Origin of the sequence: Micromonospora sp. NPDC048842, assembly GCF_040649935.1 — a bacterium.
In the GTDB taxonomy this organism is placed as follows: domain Bacteria; phylum Actinomycetota; class Actinomycetes; order Mycobacteriales; family Micromonosporaceae; genus Micromonospora; species Micromonospora hortensis.
On the sequence record NZ_JBEZGK010000022.1, the window covers coordinates 43,174 to 57,235 of the forward strand.

Consider the following 14,062-nt stretch of genomic DNA (forward strand, 5'->3'; position numbering starts at 1 on the left):
GACCGTATGAAGTGCCCCATTGGATCTCGCTCGTTTTGACGCGGCCCGCCGGCCGGCCACCGCCGACCCCGCGCCTTGGCAGGCCGGCGGATCTGTCGTACGGTGACACGCAAGTAACCCACGGGAGCCCGGTGTACCGGGCTGAGAGGGGGGCTGACAGCCCCCGACCGTTGAACCTGATCCGGGTAATGCCGGCGCAGGGAGGAGCGTTGCCGTGCCGTCCCTGGGGCGTTTGCATCTCATCACCGACACCCGAGAAGGTCGCGACCCACTCGCCGTGGTTCGCGCCGCCCTCACGGTGGCCCACGCCGACCTCGTGGTGCAGGTCCGGGTCGAGGATTCCGCCACCGACCGCGAGGCGTACGACCTGACCCGGCGGGTGTTGGCGCTCTGCGCGTCGTACGGCGCGACCTGCCTGGTCAACGACCGGTTGCACGTGGCGCTGGCGGTTGGCGCCGCCGGAGGCCACGTCGGCGCCGACGACCTGCCGGTCGCCGCCGCCCGCCGGGTGCTCGGCCCCACCGGTGTGCTGGGCGCCACCGCCCGCGCGCCGGGCCCGGCGCGCGAGGCCGTCGCTTCGGGCGCGAGTTACCTGGGCGTCGGGCCGTGTCACACCACCAGCACCAAGACCGGCCTGCCGGATCCCATCGGGCCCGCCGGGGTACGCGCCGTCGTCGACGCCGTCGACGTGCCCGTCATCGCGATCGGCGGAGTGACCGCCGCCCGGGTGGCGGCGCTGCGGGCCGCCGGGGCGTACGGGGTGGCGGTGGTCGGTGCCGTCTCCGCCGCCGCCGACCCGGCACTGGCAACCGCCGAGCTGATCGAGGCCCTGACGTGCTGACCGGCCGGTCCCCGTCACCGCCGTCGAGCGACCGGGTCCGGCCGGACGTGGCGGTGGTGGGGGCGGGGCCGATCGGGCTGGCGATCGCCTGGCGCTGCGCCGCGCGGGGGCTGCGCGTGGTGGTGCACGATCCGGCGCCCGGCTCGGGGGCGTCGGCGGTGGCCGCCGGCATGCTCTCCCCGGTCGCCGAGGCGTACTTCGGCGAGCGGCAGCTGACCGGGTTGCTGCTGGCGTCCGCCGCCCGCTGGCCGGCGTTCGCCGCCGAGTTGACCGAGACGACCGGAGTCGAGATCGGCTACCGGACCGAGGGCACCCTGATGGTCGGGCTCACCGGCGACGACCTGGCCGAGGCGCGCCGGCTGTGGGCGTACCAGCAGGGGTTGGGTCTGCCCGTGACGCCGCTGCGCCCCAGCGAGCTGCGCGACAGCGAACCGGCGCTCGCCCCACGGGTGCGCGGAGGCGCGCTCGCGCCCACCGACCACCAGGTCGACCCCCGGCTGCTGGTGCCGGCGCTGCGCACGGCCGCGCAGCGGGCCGGCGCGGTGCTCGTGCCGCAGCCGGTCCGGTCGCTGTCCGATGTGGACGCCTTGGTCACCGTGGTAGCCGCCGGCTGCGGGGCGGCCGCGCTCACCGGCCTGCCCGTGCGGCCGGTCAAGGGTCAGATCCTCCGGCTCCGCGCGCCCGACGGCGTCGCGCCGGGCTTCCGGCACGTGATCCGGGGGTACGCCGACGGCGAGCACGTCTACCTGGTGCCCCGCGCCGACGGTGAGGTAGTGCTCGGCGCCACTGTCGAGGAGCGCTCGGACGCCACTGTCACCGCCGGTGCCGTGCAACGGCTGCTGCGCGCCGGAGTCGACCTGCTGCCCGAGCTGGCCGAGTACGACCTGGTCGAGGCGGTCGCCGGGCTGCGTCCGGGCACCCCGGACAACGCGCCGATCATCGGGCCGCTGCCGGACCGACCGGACGTCCTGGCCGCCACCGGGCACCACCGGCACGGCATCGTGCTCACCCCGATCACCGCCGACCTGATCGCCGACCTGGTGCTCGGCGGCGTACCCGACCCGCTGCTCGCGCCCTTCCGTGCCGACCGCTTCGGCGGAGCCGCGTTGGCCACGTCGGGCGGAACTGAACAGACGATGGAGGGGGACCTGTGGAGTTGACCGTGAACGGGGCCGGGCGAAGCGTCGCCGCCGGCGCGTCAGTGGCGGACCTGGTCCGCGACGTCGTGGCGCACCCACGCGGGGTGGCGGTCGCTGTCAACGGCGAGGTGGTCCCCCGGACCGGCTGGCCAGACCGAGCGCTGCGCGACGGTGACCGGGTCGAGGTTCTCACCGCGGCGCAGGGCGGGTGAGCGGCGTGGCGTTCGAACTGGGTGGCGAGACCTTCACCTCACGGCTGATCCTCGGCACCGGTGGCGCCGCGAACCTGCACGTCCTGGAGCAGGCGATCCGGGCGTCCGGCACCGAGCTGGTCACACTGGCGCTGCGCCGGGTGGGCACGGCACCGGGCTCCACCGGTGGGCTGCTGGAACTGCTGGACCGATGCGGCGTACGCCTGCTGCCGAACACCGCCGGCTGCCACACCGCCACCGAGGCGGTGAAGGTGGCCCGATTGGCCCGGGACGCGTTCGACACCGACTGGGTCAAGCTGGAGGTGATCGGCGACGAGCGGACGCTGCTGCCCGACGGGGTGGAGTTGCTCCGCGCCGCCGAGGAGTTGGTCGCCGACGGCTTCACAGTGCTGCCGTACACCAGCGACGACCCGGTGCTCGCCCGCCGTCTCGCCGACGTGGGCTGCGCCGCGGTGATGCCGGCCGGCTCCCCGATCGGCTCGGGCCTCGGCATCGGCAACCCGCACCACATTCGACTCATCAGGCAGGGTGTGGACGTGCCGGTGATCCTCGACGCCGGCATCGGCACCGCGTCCGACGCGGCGCTGGCCATGGAGCTGGGCTGCGACGGGGTGCTGCTGGCGAGCGCTGTCACCCGGGCGGCCGACCCGGTGGCGATGGCCACCGCGATGCGGTACGCGGTCGAGGCCGGGCGCCTGGCGGCCGGCGCCGGTCGGATCGAGCGCCGTTTCCACGCGCTCGCCTCCACCCCCGACGAGGGAAGACCGGAGCTGTGACCCCGCCGTCCGGGGTTGTCGTGCTGACCGATCGGCGCGTCGCGCGGAGTGGGCTCGACCAGGTAGTGGCGGGCGCCGTGGCCGGGGGAGTGCGCTGGGTGGTGCTGCGGGAGAAGGACCTGCCGCGCGCCGAACGCGCCGCCCTCGCCGCCGGCCTGCGCGCGATCCTCGCCGACGTCGGCGGAATCCTCATCGTGGCCGGCCCCGACCCGCTCGGCGGCGACGCTGTGCACCTGCCCGCAGCCGGCCCGTACCCACCGCCAACCCACGGTCTGGTCGGCCGCTCCTGCCATCACCAACCCGAGCTGGACCGCCTGACCGCCGAGCACTACGCCACCATCTCCCCGGTCTGGCCCACAAAGACAAAACCGGGTTACGGCCCACCCCTGGCGCCGGACGGCCTGCGAAAGCTTGTCGAGACCAGCCCGGTACCCCTGCTGGCCCTCGGCGGAGTGGAAACCCCAGAACAGGTAACCGCCTGCGTCAAGGCAGGAGCCGTCGGGGTTGCGGTGCTCGGCGCGATCATGCGAGCCAAAGACCCCACCGAAACAGCCGCGAGTTTGACCAGAGCCTTCAAAGAGGCGGTCACCCCTGTGCTGACCCAAACCCGGCGCGGGGTCACCCAGGTCTCCACGTCAGGGCTGCGGCCGACCGTGCCCACGCAGGGATCAAGCCTGACCGCCCGGAGTGGGCACGGTCGGCCGCAGCCCCCAACCGCGACCAGGGAAAAACAATGACCCCGAGCACCATCCTCACCATCGCCGGCTCGGACTCCGGCGGCGGCGCAGGCATCCAGGCCGACCTCAAGGTCTTCGCCGCGCTGGGCGCGTACGGCACCAGCGTCCTCACGGCGGTCACCGCGCAGAACACCAGGGGTGTCGACGCGGTGTTGCCGCTGCCCCCGCGCACTGTCACCGAGCAGTTGGACAGCGTGCTCACCGATTTCACCGTCTGCGCCGTGAAAACGGGGATGCTCGGCACCCCGGCGATCGCGGACGTGGTGGCCGAGGCCGCCCGGGACGGTCGGCTGCCTCAACTCGTCGTCGACCCGGTGCTGGTCGCCACGAGTGGTCACCGGCTCGGCGTGGTGGGCGCTGTGGAGCGGCTGCTGCCGTACGCCACTGTGGCGACCCCGAACTGCGCGGAGGCCGCGGCGATCACCGGACGCCCGGTCGACGACGTGGCCGCGATGGTCGTGGCGGCCGAGGCCCTGGTGGCCGGCGGCCCGGAGTACGTGGTGGTCACTGGCGGTGACCTGGACGGGGGCGAAGCGGTCGACGTGCTGCACGGCGGCGGCGTCACCACACTGCTGCGCGCGCCGCGAGTGACCACCCGGCACACCCACGGCACCGGGTGCTCGTTCTCGGCGGCGATCGCGGTGCGGCTCGGTCTGGGCGATCCGGTGCCGGCCGCCGTGGGGGCCGCCAAGGAGTACGTGCTCCGTGCGCTGACCGGCGCGCGGGGCTGGGAGCTGGGCGCGGGGCGTGGGCCGCTGAACCACTTCGGTTGGTCCGCTTGATCACCAGGGAGGCTGTCATGCACGCACGAGGCAAGGTGTACGTCGAGGGTTCGCGGCCGGATGTCCGGGTGCCGTTCGCGGAGGTGGGGCTGACCGGGGACCTGCCGCCGGTGCGGCTGTACGACACGTCCGGCCCTGGTTCGGACCCGGAGGTGGGGCTGCCGCCGCTGCGCGGCCCGTGGATCGCCGAGCGGGGTGACGTGGCCCCGGTGCGGGGTGCGGGCACCCCACTGGCCGGGGTGGACGGTCGTCGGCCCACCCAGCTCGCGTACGCGCGGGCCGGTGTGGTGACGCCGGAGATGGAGTTCGTGGCGGTCCGGGAGAACGTCGACCCGGAACTCGTGCGGGCCGAGATCGCCGCCGGTCGGGCGGTGCTCCCACTCAACGTCAACCACCCGGAGTGCGAGCCGGCGATCATCGGTAAGGCGTTCCTGGTCAAGGTGAACGCCAACATCGGCACCTCGGCGGTCAGCTCGTCGGTCGCCGAGGAGGTGGAGAAGCTGACCTGGGCCACCCGCTGGGGCGCGGACACCGTGATGGACCTGTCCACTGGTAAGCGGATCCACGAGACCCGTGAGGCGATCGTGCGGAACTCGCCGGTGCCGATCGGGACGGTGCCGATCTACCAGGCGCTGGAGAAGGTCGGCGGCGACCCGGTGAAGTTGAGCTGGGAGGTGTTCCGGGAGACAGTCATCGAGCAGGCCGAGCAGGGCGTGGACTACATGACTGTGCACGCCGGGGTGCTCCTGCCGTACGTGCCGCTGGCAGTGGACCGGGTCACCGGGATCGTGTCCCGCGGCGGTTCGATCATGGCGGCGTGGTGTCTGGCGCACCACGAGGAGAACTTCCTCTACACCAACTTCGAGGAGCTGTGCGCGCTGCTCGCGCGTTACGACGTGACGTTCTCCCTCGGCGACGGGCTGCGCCCCGGGTCGATCGCCGACGCCAACGACGAGGCGCAGTTCGCCGAGCTGCGCACCCTCGGTGAGCTGACTACTGTCGCCTGGGCGTACGACGTCCAGGTGATGATCGAGGGCCCCGGTCACGTACCGATGCACAAGATCAAGGAGAACGTGGACCTTCAGCAGGAGTGGTGCCACGAGGCGCCCTTCTACACGCTCGGTCCGCTGACCACCGACATCGCGCCCGCGTACGACCACATCACCTCGGCGATCGGCGCCGCGATGATCGGCATGTTCGGCACCGCGATGCTCTGCTACGTCACGCCGAAGGAGCACCTCGGTCTGCCGGACCGGGACGACGTGAAGGCCGGCGTGATCGCGTACAAGATCGCGGCGCACGCGGCGGACCTGGCCAAGGGGCATCCCGGCGCGCAGGCCTGGGACGACGCCCTGTCCAAGGCGCGGTTCGAGTTCCGCTGGGAGGATCAGTTCAACCTCTCGCTGGACCCGGAGACGGCGCGCTCGTACCACGACGCGACCCTGCCCGCGGAGCCGGCGAAGACCGCGCACTTCTGCTCGATGTGTGGTCCGAAGTTCTGCTCCATGAAGATCACTCAAGAGCTCAAGGAGTACGCGGCGCGCGGCATGAAGGACAAGTCGGAGGAGTTCGTCTCCGGCGGGAGCCGGGTCTACCTACCGCTCGCCTGACCCCTCGCGGCGTGATCGACTCGGGTTCATTGATGTCGCGGTGTCCGGCCGCCTTGGGATAGCCCGGTATCAGTGAACCCGAGTCGATCAAGCGACGGGTCGGTGTGTCTGCGCGCTGCGCGGTGGAGTCAGCGGCAGTGGGTCAGTCGCGGTGGTGTCGACCGGTGGAGCGCAACGACCGGCGGCTGTTCTCCTGCTCGGGCTCGTTGTCCGACACCGGCTTGCTCAGACCGGCGACCCAATCGACGAATTCCTCGTCCTGGGACGCCAGCGGCTCCGCTTCATCCGACGTCTTCGGGCTTTCCTCGTCGGCGCGGGACCGGTTGCGACGGAACAGCCCACCGAGCCGCCCTCGCCGGGAGGGCTGCTCTGCCACCTTCGGGTGGCTCGGCTCTGCCGACGTGGTGTCGGTAGGCGTCAGATCGCCGGTGCCGGTGCCGGTGGTGGCGCTGTCGGTGGTGGCGCTGGTGGCGGCGGCACCGGATGGCGCGCCCACAGTGCCCGGGAACTCCGGCCGGCCCGGGTGTTCGGCCGGAGCAGCCGTCTCGCCCGCTTCGGTCGGCGTTGTCCGTGCCGTCGAGCTGTCCTGCGACCCGGCCGGCCCGCGGCGCCGAGAGGTGTCGAACGCGTTCCAGGTGCCGGCCCGGCTCAGGTCCGGCAACGGTGCCCGATGCCGGGGCCTGGGCGTCGGCCCGGTCGGCGCGTCGGGCCTGCTCGACCCCTCCGATGCCGTTGCCTCCGGGTCGGAGGCCTGCGGTGGCACCGTCCACGTCGAGGTGACCGGCCAGGCCGACGGCGCGGGCGTCCACCGGTCCGTGTCCGGGTCACTGGCGGCGGTGGCCCCGAACAAGCCGGCGGCGGGAACGTCCTCGGCGGCGGGCCGAGCGCTGTCGGTGTCATGAGCCCCGGCGATCGCAGCTCCGCTCGTCGTGTCGGCCGGTGCTGCCTTGCTTCCCGTGCCGGCCTTCGGGACGCGCGGGATGGCTTCCGCGCCAACCTGCCCGGCCATGGTGGACGGCGCCGCCGCTGCTCGCGTCGCGCCGGCCGCGGTGGCCGGTGCTGGTGTCGTCTCACTCCCGGTGGCCGGTGCCGGTGTCGTCTCACTCCCGGTGGCCGGTGCCGGTGTCGCCCCGGCTCCGGTGGTCGGGATCGGTGTGGCGTCGGTTGCCGTGGCGGGGGACTCCGGGCTGGCCGGCGCCTGTGTCGCGCCGTTTTCGGCGGTCGTCGAGGCGGCCGGTGCTCGCTTCGAGCCGGTGGCGGGCGTGGCCGTTGCTCGCTTCGCGCCGGTAGAGGTTGTCCGGTCTGCCACCGTGCCGGAGGCGGCAGCCGAGGCGACCTCGGAGGTCGAACTCGACCGCTCACCCGGGCTTCCCTGGCTGGGCGCCGGAGTGTCGGTGGCCGCGTCGGACGCGGTGCTGTCGGCGGACCTGCTCGGCCGGGTGCCCTTCGTGGCACCGCCGGTGGTCGTCTCGCGGGTGGTCGTTGCGTCGGTGGTCGTCCCGCGAGTGGTCGTCTCGCTTGTGGTCGTCTCGCGAGCGCTTGCCGAACTGGCGGGGGACCTGTCGTCAGCCACGTCGGAGGCGGTGGTGTCCGGGTTGGCTTTCGACTTGCGGCCGCGTCGCGGCTTGATCGTCAGCGGCGCCTCGGGCGTGCCGTGGTCGGCCGTGCCCGCGCTGCTCGCCTCCGTGCTCGTGCCTGACCCCGTGCCCGTCGAGGCAGTGGTGGCGGGACTGGGAACGTCCGTGCCAGTCGGGCCTGTGCTGGTCGCCTCGGCGCCGCTGTCCGTGCTGGTCGGGGCCGTGCTGGTCGGGGCCGTGCTGGTCGGGGCCGTGGTGCTCGCGGCGGCGCTGGTCCGGGCCGTGCTGCCGGTCGCGGGGATTGGCTCGTCCGAGGTGGTCGGTGCGCTGGCAGCGACCGCGCTGGTCGTGCCGGAGCCGGGTGCGCCCGTGCCGGTCGGGGTGGCGGCGGACGTGCGGGTGGTACGCCCACCGGTCGGTCTGCCGCTGGTCGCCGTGCTGCCGCTGGCGCCCGTTGCGGTGCTGCCGGTCGGCCCGTCGACCGCTCGGGCGTCCGTCGGGGTGGCGGCGTCGGCGCGTCCGGCCGTGGTGCCGGTCGAGTTGACGTTGCTGACGTCGGTGCCGGCCGAAGGCTCGGTCGTGGCCAGGACATCATTCTGGCGCGGGGGCGTCTGCCCTGCGGCGCTGAACTCACCGGTCGGCGCGGTCAGCCAGGCCGCAGGCTGAGTCGGGGCGGCGGGAGTCGAGGCGGCGGGAGTCGTAGTGGCGGGAGCCGGACCGTGTTGTCCGCTCGCTGTGGTCTCCGGCCAGTCCCAGTGGGCGGGGACGGTGCGTACGGCATCGGGGTCGCCAGTCGCCCACGGACCCGCAACGACGCCGGCGGGCTTGGTGCTGGTGGCCAGCTCGGCGTTGGTCGTCTCCGTGTCGGTGCGCTCGGCGCTGTCCCGGTCGTTCGCCGCGCCGGGTAGCGCCGGGCCGGCGGGCAGCGGGCGCAGGATGGCGGTGGGCTCGATCGCCTGCGGATCGGTGGTACGGGTGCCCGTCGGCCAGCGCAGCAGCGCGGCGGCGGCCGCGCCGAGCGCTCCGGCGAGGATCGCGATCAACGAGCCGTAGTAGGGGGCGGTCTGGTAGCGGTCCACCGCGTCGCCCGGACCGGCGGTCAGGTAGGCGAACGCCACCAGCACCGGACCGGCCACCCCGGTGGCCCCGCTGACCAGTGGAGCCTGACCGCGCCAGCGAGCCAGCCCGGCGGTCGCCGCGCCGGCCAGCAGCGCCACGATGGGCAGCAGGAGAAGCGCCAGCTGCTGTGCTGCGGCGTCGTCGAGCCAGCTCGGCTCCAGTACGCCGAGCCGGACGGTCGGCAGCGGGCCGGCCGTGCCGAGCGACGGTAGGACGGAGACCAGCGCCAGCAGCCAGACCGCGCCGGCCACGGCCGCCATGTTCCATCCCAGCTCGGGCCGGAACAGGACGGCGATCGCCGCGCCCGCCCCGATCACCGCACCGACCATGGCGCAGATGCCCACCGCCCAGACCGGGTCAACGGAGATCAGCTCCGCGGCGCGGGCGGGCTGCATGCAGAGCGGGGCGATGACTGTTGCGCCGAGCGCTGCCGCGCCGCCGACCGCCAACTGCCGCCCGGTGCTGGCCGCCGGGGCGTCGCGGCGAGCGAGGCGGCCGGTCAGGACGGCGCCGGCGACGGCTGCGTTCGCGGCGAACCAGCCCACCCAGACGAGCTGGGCCGGCCACTGGTTGACTGTCGTACCGGTGAATGCGCCGGTCAGGCGGACGATGCCGAAACCGTACGCGACGCCGAGCTGGCCGGCTCCGGCCAGCACGCTCACCCCGAGCGCCGTGAGCAGCAGTCTGCCCCAGGTCCGAAAGGCCATGTCCGGCACGTTACGCACCTGGTACACCCGATCGCCACCGGCGCGCCGCGAGGCACGCCGGTGGCCATCGGCGGGTCTACTTGAGTTCGACCAGCCGCGCCAGGTAAGTCGTATCCCCGACATTGGTCAGCATGTGCACAGCGCCCGGGTCCCGGTAGACCACTCCGCCGGTGGGCTCGTCGGCGTCGATCAGGGTGCCGTCGATGGTCTGTACGACGTTCTTGGCGCCCTCGATCGCCACCACCAGGTAGGGGTGGTCGTGCCGGTGCAGCGGTTGCCGCTCGCCCGGCTCGAGGCGGATGTGCCAGACCCGGACCCGGTCGTTCTCGAACACGATCTCCTGGCCCACCGGCCCTAGTTCGGTTCCGTCGATCACGTCGGTCATCGTGCTCCGTCCAGTTGGGGCAGCACCTCGGCGGCGATCAGCTCGAGGTGGTCGAGATCATCGAAGTCGATCAGGCGCAGGTGGACCCGGGTGGTGCCGATCGCGGCGAACTCGCCGAGCCGCTGCGCGAGCTGCGCGGGGGAGCCGACCACCGGGTCCTCCGGTGGCAGCGCGCTCTTCTGGTGCAGGGGCGCGGCCCGACGCTGGGCCTCCGCGTCGGTCCGGCCGATGGCGACGACGATCCCGGCGGACAGCACCAACGGGGCGCGCCCGGACTCCGTCCGTCCGGTGCGCTCACACGTCTCGCGCACCCGGTCGTACGCCTCGGCGGTGGCGGCAACGGACTTGAACGGCATGTTGAACTCGTCGGCGTACCGGGCGGCCAGTTCGGGTGTGCGCTTGGGGCCACGCCCGCCCACGATGATCGGCGGGCCGGGTACCTGCACCGGCTTGGGCAGGGCGGGAGCGTCCACCAGCCGGTAGTGGTCGCCGGTGAAGCTGTAGGTCCCGCCGGGCGGGGTTGCCCACAACCCGGTGATCACCTCGAGCTGCTCGGCCAGCCGGTCGAAACGCTCGCCGACCGCCGGGAACGGGATGCCGTACGAGGTGTGCTCGCGCTCGTACCAGCCGGCGCCGATGCCGAGGTCGACCCGGCCACCGCTCATCTGGTCGACCTGCGCGACCATCACCGCGAGGGGGCCGGGCAGGCGGAACGTGGCCGACGTCACCAGGGTGCCGAGTCGGATCCGCTCGGTTTCCCGGGCCAGCGCGGCGAGGGTCAGCCAGGCGTCAGTGGGGCCGGGCAGGCCCGGGTCGGCGCCCATCGACTGGTAGTGGTCGGCGCGGAGGAAACCCTCGTAGCCGCAGGCCTCGACCAGCTTGGCGAACCGGAGCTGGGTGTCGTAGCTGGCGCCACGGTTCGGCTCGGTGAAGACCGACACCCGCATGGTCAGTGTCCTTCCGCGCCGGCGGTGGCCGGCTGTTCGCGTTCCATCAGCAGTTCGTGCAGGTCGGCGCTGACCTGGGCGACGTCGGCCAGGTGGGCGTTACGGCCCAGGGTGCGGGGCCGGGGGATGGTCACGTCGACGACCTTGCGGATCCGGCCGGGGCGGGGGCTCAGCACGACCACCCGGTCGGCGAGCAGCACCGCCTCGTCGATCGAGTGGGTGACGAAGACGATTGTCGGCTTGTTCTCCATGTGCACCCGCTGGAGTTCGCCGGAGAGTTCCTCGCGGGTGAGCGCGTCCAGAGCGGAGAACGGCTCGTCCATCAGCATCACCCGGGGCTCACCGATCAGAGACCGGCAGAGCGACACCCGCTGCTGCATGCCGCCGGAGAGTTCGTGCGGCAGCCGCTTCTCGAAACCGGCCAACCCGGCGACGTCGAGCAGTTGCTGGGCCCGCTCCCGGTGCTTGGCGCGGCTCCAGCCGAAGATCTCCACCGGCAGCAGGACGTTGTCCAGCACTGTGCGCCAGGGCAGCAGCGCCGGCTTCTGGAACAGCATGGCGATGTCCTGGCGGGGGCGGGTGATCGGCGTACCGGCGACGGTGATCTCACCGGCACTCAACGGGAGCAGCCCGGCGATCAGCCGCAGCAGTGTGGACTTGCCGCAGCCGGAGCGGCCGAGCACTGCGACGAACTCGCCCTCGGCGACGTCGAGGTTGATGCCGCGCAGCGCCTCCACCCGGCCGGATCGGCCCTCGAAGGTACGGGACACCCCGGACAGTCGGATCATCTCCGGCGTACCTCCGCTGAGTCGACGGTCAGGAATCCGACAAAGGCTAGCCGCCCCGTCGAGGTATGGCACCGGCTGGGGTGGTCGTCAGGTTGTTTCCGTTCCGCAACCCGATACGCCTGGCGTCGCAACTGTGGGTTTCTCGTACGCTGTGCCCGCGAAGAGTCCCCCCACGACGGCGGCGCCCGGCTTCCACCCCTCCCGCCGGCCCGTCACGACAACCCCCTCCGGTGGCCTGCCGGCCCCGGTCGGAAAGGACATGGTGCACTGATGAGAAGGCTGACCCGTACGGTCGCTACGGCCGCGCTGGCCACCGCCCTCGCCCTTGTCTCCGCCTGCAGCAGCGGGTCGGATTCGGCCGACGATGCCAAGGGCGGCGACGGCAAGACGCTGGAGAAGGTGACCTACCTCACCTCGTTCGGTAACTTCGGCCGTGACTCCTACGCCTGGGTGGCGAAGGACAAGGGCTTCTTCAAGGAAGCCGGCTTCGACGTCGAGATCAAGGCTGGTCAGGGCACCGGTGGCGTGATCCAGACCATCGTCGGCGGCCAGGCCGACTTCGGCCCGATCGACCTCACCGGCGGCCTGCTCCAGCTCGGCAACGGCCAGGCGAAGGACTTCACAGCGGTGGCCGCGATCCAGCAGCGCACCATGGCGGGCATCGCCACCGTCGAGGGCAAGAACATCAGCTCGCCGAAGGACCTGGAGGGCAAGAAGCTCGCCGACACTCCCGGCTCCGTGGTCCGCAACCTGTTCCCGACGTACGCCCGGCTCGCCGGTGTGGACGCGACCAAGGTGACCTGGGTCAACGGTGAGGCGCAGAACCTGATCGGCACGCTGGCCTCCGGCTCGGTGGACGGCATCGGTCAGTTCGTCGTCGGTCAGCCGACCATCGAGGCGGTGGCCAAGAAGAAGGCCGTCATGCTGCCGTACAGCAACGTGATGCAGGACCTCTACGGCAACGTGCTGATCACCTCCTCCAAGATCGCCAAGGAGAAGCCCGAGATGGTGAAGAAGTTCACCGCGGCGCTGCTCAAGGGCCTGGAGTACAGCCTGGCGAACTCCAAGGAGGCCGCCGACATCCTGAAGAAGAACGTCGACGCCACCAACCCGGTCTCCGCCGCCGCCGAGCTGGAGCTGATGGCCGCGTACGTCCGTTCCGGCAACACCGGCACCGCGATCGGCACGCTGGACAGCGGTCGGGTCGCCAAGAGCATCGCCATCCTGCAGGGTGCCGGCGCGCTGAAGCAGAACATCACCCCCGAGCAGATCATCGACTTCAGCCTCGCGCCGAAGGCCTGATCGTCCGGTCGTCATCAGGGGGTACGTCCCGCCGATCCCGGTGGGACGTACCCCCGTCGCTCGTCGGCCCCCGGCGGGCCGTGGGATTTCGAGGAGGACAGAGATGACCGACGTCCGGTCAGCGGACCCGGCGGTGACGGAACCCCCGCCCCCGGGTGCCGGCCCCGAGGCGGGACGCACGGGTCGAGGTGCCGGTCTTCGGGCCGGGGCCGACGCGGTGCTGCCCGCGGTCGGCATCCTGGTCGCGCTGGCGGCGTGGTGGCTGATCGCCCGGCTGGAACTGGTCCACCCTTTCGCCCTGCCGCCGCCCGGCGACGTGTTCAGCGCGTTCGTCGACAAGCCCGCCCAGATGCTTGAGCACACCTGGGACACCACGCTGGAGATCCTGACCGGCTTCGCCCTCTCGGTGGCCGCCGGTGTGCTGATCGGGCTCTCGCTGGCCAGTTCCCGCACTGTGGAGCGGATGTTCACGCCGCTGCTGGTCGCTGTGAACGCGGTGCCGAAGATCACGCTGGGCCCGCTGCTGGTGGTGGCGCTCGGCTGGGGCCAGAAGCCGATCCTGACCATGGTGTTCCTGCTCTGCTTCTTCCCGATCGTGCTCTCGACCGCGACCGGGTTGACCACCACGCCGGCCGACCTGGCCGAACTGGTGCGTTCCTGGAACGCCTCCCGCTGGCAGGCGTTCCGCAAGGTGCGCTTCCCGGCCGCGTTGCCGCAGATCTTCGTCGGGCTCAAGGTGGCCATGCCACTGGCCGCGATCGGCGCGGTGATCGGTGAGTTCCAGGCCGGCGAGAGCGGCCTCGGCTACGTCATCACGCAGTACGCCGGCATCGGCGACGCCGCCACCGCCTGGGCGGCGATCATGCTGGTGGCGCTGGTGAGCATCCTGCTCTATTCGGCGCTCCTGCTGATCGAGCGGTTCGCCCTCCCCTGGGTACGAGAAACCACAAGCAGCCGCTAACCCAACAGAGCGAGATCACAGAGCAGCACCAAGACCCAGGTCAAGATCAACACTAAGAAACGCGCAGGGCCGGCCTCCCAGTGGGAGGCCGGCCCGTCTTGTCGACGCTGCTGGCGCAAGGGGTGTGGGGGGCCCGGGGCCGGCGGGGGGGAAATACAGTGCCCCCCCGGGCCCGGCCC

The 14,062-nt window shown here is 72.3% G+C and carries 13 protein-coding genes and 1 riboswitch; of the genes, 9 read left to right on the plus strand and 4 right to left on the minus strand.

The genetic code is table 11. The features are described from left to right. Window positions 1-110: 110 nt before the first annotated feature. A riboswitch (TPP riboswitch) is annotated at window positions 111-220 on the plus strand. The 7 genes from thiE to thiC all read left to right on the plus strand — a co-directional run bounded on the left by thiE (window position 215) and on the right by thiC (window position 6,097). Then, complete coding sequence (gene thiE, locus AB0C19_RS25775; RefSeq protein WP_357189393.1) at window positions 215-841, plus strand: thiamine phosphate synthase; 627 nt, start codon at window positions 215-217, stop codon at window positions 839-841. (Overlaps the previous riboswitch by 6 nt.) Further along, complete coding sequence (gene thiO, locus AB0C19_RS25780) at window positions 838-2,001, plus strand: glycine oxidase ThiO (protein ID WP_357189475.1); 1,164 nt, start codon at window positions 838-840, stop codon at window positions 1,999-2,001. The genes thiE and thiO overlap by 4 nt, the downstream gene beginning before the upstream one ends. Then, window positions 1,992-2,192 carry a sulfur carrier protein ThiS gene (thiS, locus tag AB0C19_RS25785; RefSeq protein ID WP_357189395.1) on the plus strand — a complete coding sequence of 67 codons (201 nt, stop codon included), beginning with the start codon at window positions 1,992-1,994 and terminating at the stop codon, window positions 2,190-2,192. The genes thiO and thiS overlap by 10 nt, the downstream gene beginning before the upstream one ends. Next, window positions 2,189-2,968, plus strand: a complete 780-nt coding sequence (locus AB0C19_RS25790) for a thiazole synthase (RefSeq protein WP_357189396.1) — start codon at window positions 2,189-2,191, stop codon at window positions 2,966-2,968. The genes thiS and AB0C19_RS25790 overlap by 4 nt, the downstream gene beginning before the upstream one ends. Then, a complete protein-coding gene (locus AB0C19_RS25795; RefSeq protein ID WP_357189398.1) occupies window positions 2,965-3,705 on the plus strand; it encodes a thiamine phosphate synthase in 741 nt (246 codons plus the stop codon). The genes AB0C19_RS25790 and AB0C19_RS25795 overlap by 4 nt, the downstream gene beginning before the upstream one ends. After that, window positions 3,702-4,487 carry a bifunctional hydroxymethylpyrimidine kinase/phosphomethylpyrimidine kinase gene (gene thiD, locus AB0C19_RS25800; protein ID WP_357189400.1) on the plus strand — a complete coding sequence of 262 codons (786 nt, stop codon included), beginning with the start codon at window positions 3,702-3,704 and terminating at the stop codon, window positions 4,485-4,487. The genes AB0C19_RS25795 and thiD overlap by 4 nt, the downstream gene beginning before the upstream one ends. 17 nt (window positions 4,488-4,504) lie before the next feature. Continuing rightward, window positions 4,505-6,097: a phosphomethylpyrimidine synthase ThiC gene (gene thiC, locus AB0C19_RS25805; RefSeq protein WP_357189402.1), complete on the plus strand. Its 1,593-nt coding sequence runs from the start codon at window positions 4,505-4,507 to the stop codon at window positions 6,095-6,097. 142 nt (window positions 6,098-6,239) lie between these two features. On the opposite strand, the gene AB0C19_RS25810 is transcribed toward thiC, so the two are convergent. From AB0C19_RS25810 to AB0C19_RS25825, 4 genes are all read right to left on the minus strand, one after another. Continuing rightward, window positions 6,240-9,500, minus strand: coding sequence for a hypothetical protein (locus tag AB0C19_RS25810; protein ID WP_357189404.1), 3,261 nt, complete (start codon window positions 9,498-9,500; stop codon window positions 6,240-6,242). A gap of 76 nt (window positions 9,501-9,576) precedes the next feature. Next, window positions 9,577-9,885 carry a cupin gene (locus AB0C19_RS25815; RefSeq protein WP_282264487.1) on the minus strand — a complete coding sequence of 103 codons (309 nt, stop codon included), beginning with the start codon at window positions 9,883-9,885 and terminating at the stop codon, window positions 9,577-9,579. After that, window positions 9,882-10,832 (minus strand): LLM class F420-dependent oxidoreductase, encoded by a 951-nt coding sequence (locus tag AB0C19_RS25820; RefSeq protein ID WP_357189406.1) that lies wholly within the window; start codon window positions 10,830-10,832, stop codon window positions 9,882-9,884. Before AB0C19_RS25820 ends, AB0C19_RS25815 begins: the two co-directional genes overlap by 4 nt. Before the next feature lie 2 nt (window positions 10,833-10,834). Then, window positions 10,835-11,620 (minus strand): ABC transporter ATP-binding protein, encoded by a 786-nt coding sequence (locus tag AB0C19_RS25825; protein ID WP_091402346.1) that lies wholly within the window; start codon window positions 11,618-11,620, stop codon window positions 10,835-10,837. A 270-nt stretch (window positions 11,621-11,890) separates the two neighbouring features. Between AB0C19_RS25825 and AB0C19_RS25830 the strand changes: the two genes are divergently transcribed. After that, on the plus strand, window positions 11,891-12,922 hold the full coding sequence (locus AB0C19_RS25830; RefSeq protein ID WP_112584856.1) for an ABC transporter substrate-binding protein: 1,032 nt from the start codon (window positions 11,891-11,893) through the stop codon (window positions 12,920-12,922). 103 nt (window positions 12,923-13,025) lie between these two features. Further along, window positions 13,026-13,883: an ABC transporter permease gene (locus tag AB0C19_RS25835; protein ID WP_357189409.1), complete on the plus strand. Its 858-nt coding sequence runs from the start codon at window positions 13,026-13,028 to the stop codon at window positions 13,881-13,883. Window positions 13,884-14,062: the final 179 nt, after the last annotated feature.

Bases quoted from the DNA above. Each gene is read 5' to 3' on its own strand.
- AB0C19_RS25810 (WP_357189404.1), bottom strand. From the start codon at position 9,500: ATGGCCTTTCGGACCTGGGGCAGACTGCTGCTCACGGCGCTCGGGGTG.
- AB0C19_RS25820 (WP_357189406.1), bottom strand. From the start codon at position 10,832: ATGCGGGTGTCGGTCTTCACCGAGCCGAACCGTGGCGCCAGCTACGAC.
- AB0C19_RS25835 (WP_357189409.1), top strand. From the start codon at position 13,026: ATGACCGACGTCCGGTCAGCGGACCCGGCGGTGACGGAACCCCCGCCC.
- AB0C19_RS25815 (WP_282264487.1), bottom strand. From the start codon at position 9,885: ATGACCGACGTGATCGACGGAACCGAACTAGGGCCGGTGGGCCAGGAG.
- thiC (WP_357189402.1), top strand. From the start codon at position 4,505: ATGCACGCACGAGGCAAGGTGTACGTCGAGGGTTCGCGGCCGGATGTC.
- AB0C19_RS25830 (WP_112584856.1), top strand. From the start codon at position 11,891: ATGAGAAGGCTGACCCGTACGGTCGCTACGGCCGCGCTGGCCACCGCC.
- AB0C19_RS25825 (WP_091402346.1), bottom strand. From the start codon at position 11,620: ATGATCCGACTGTCCGGGGTGTCCCGTACCTTCGAGGGCCGATCCGGC.
- thiD (WP_357189400.1), top strand. From the start codon at position 3,702: ATGACCCCGAGCACCATCCTCACCATCGCCGGCTCGGACTCCGGCGGC.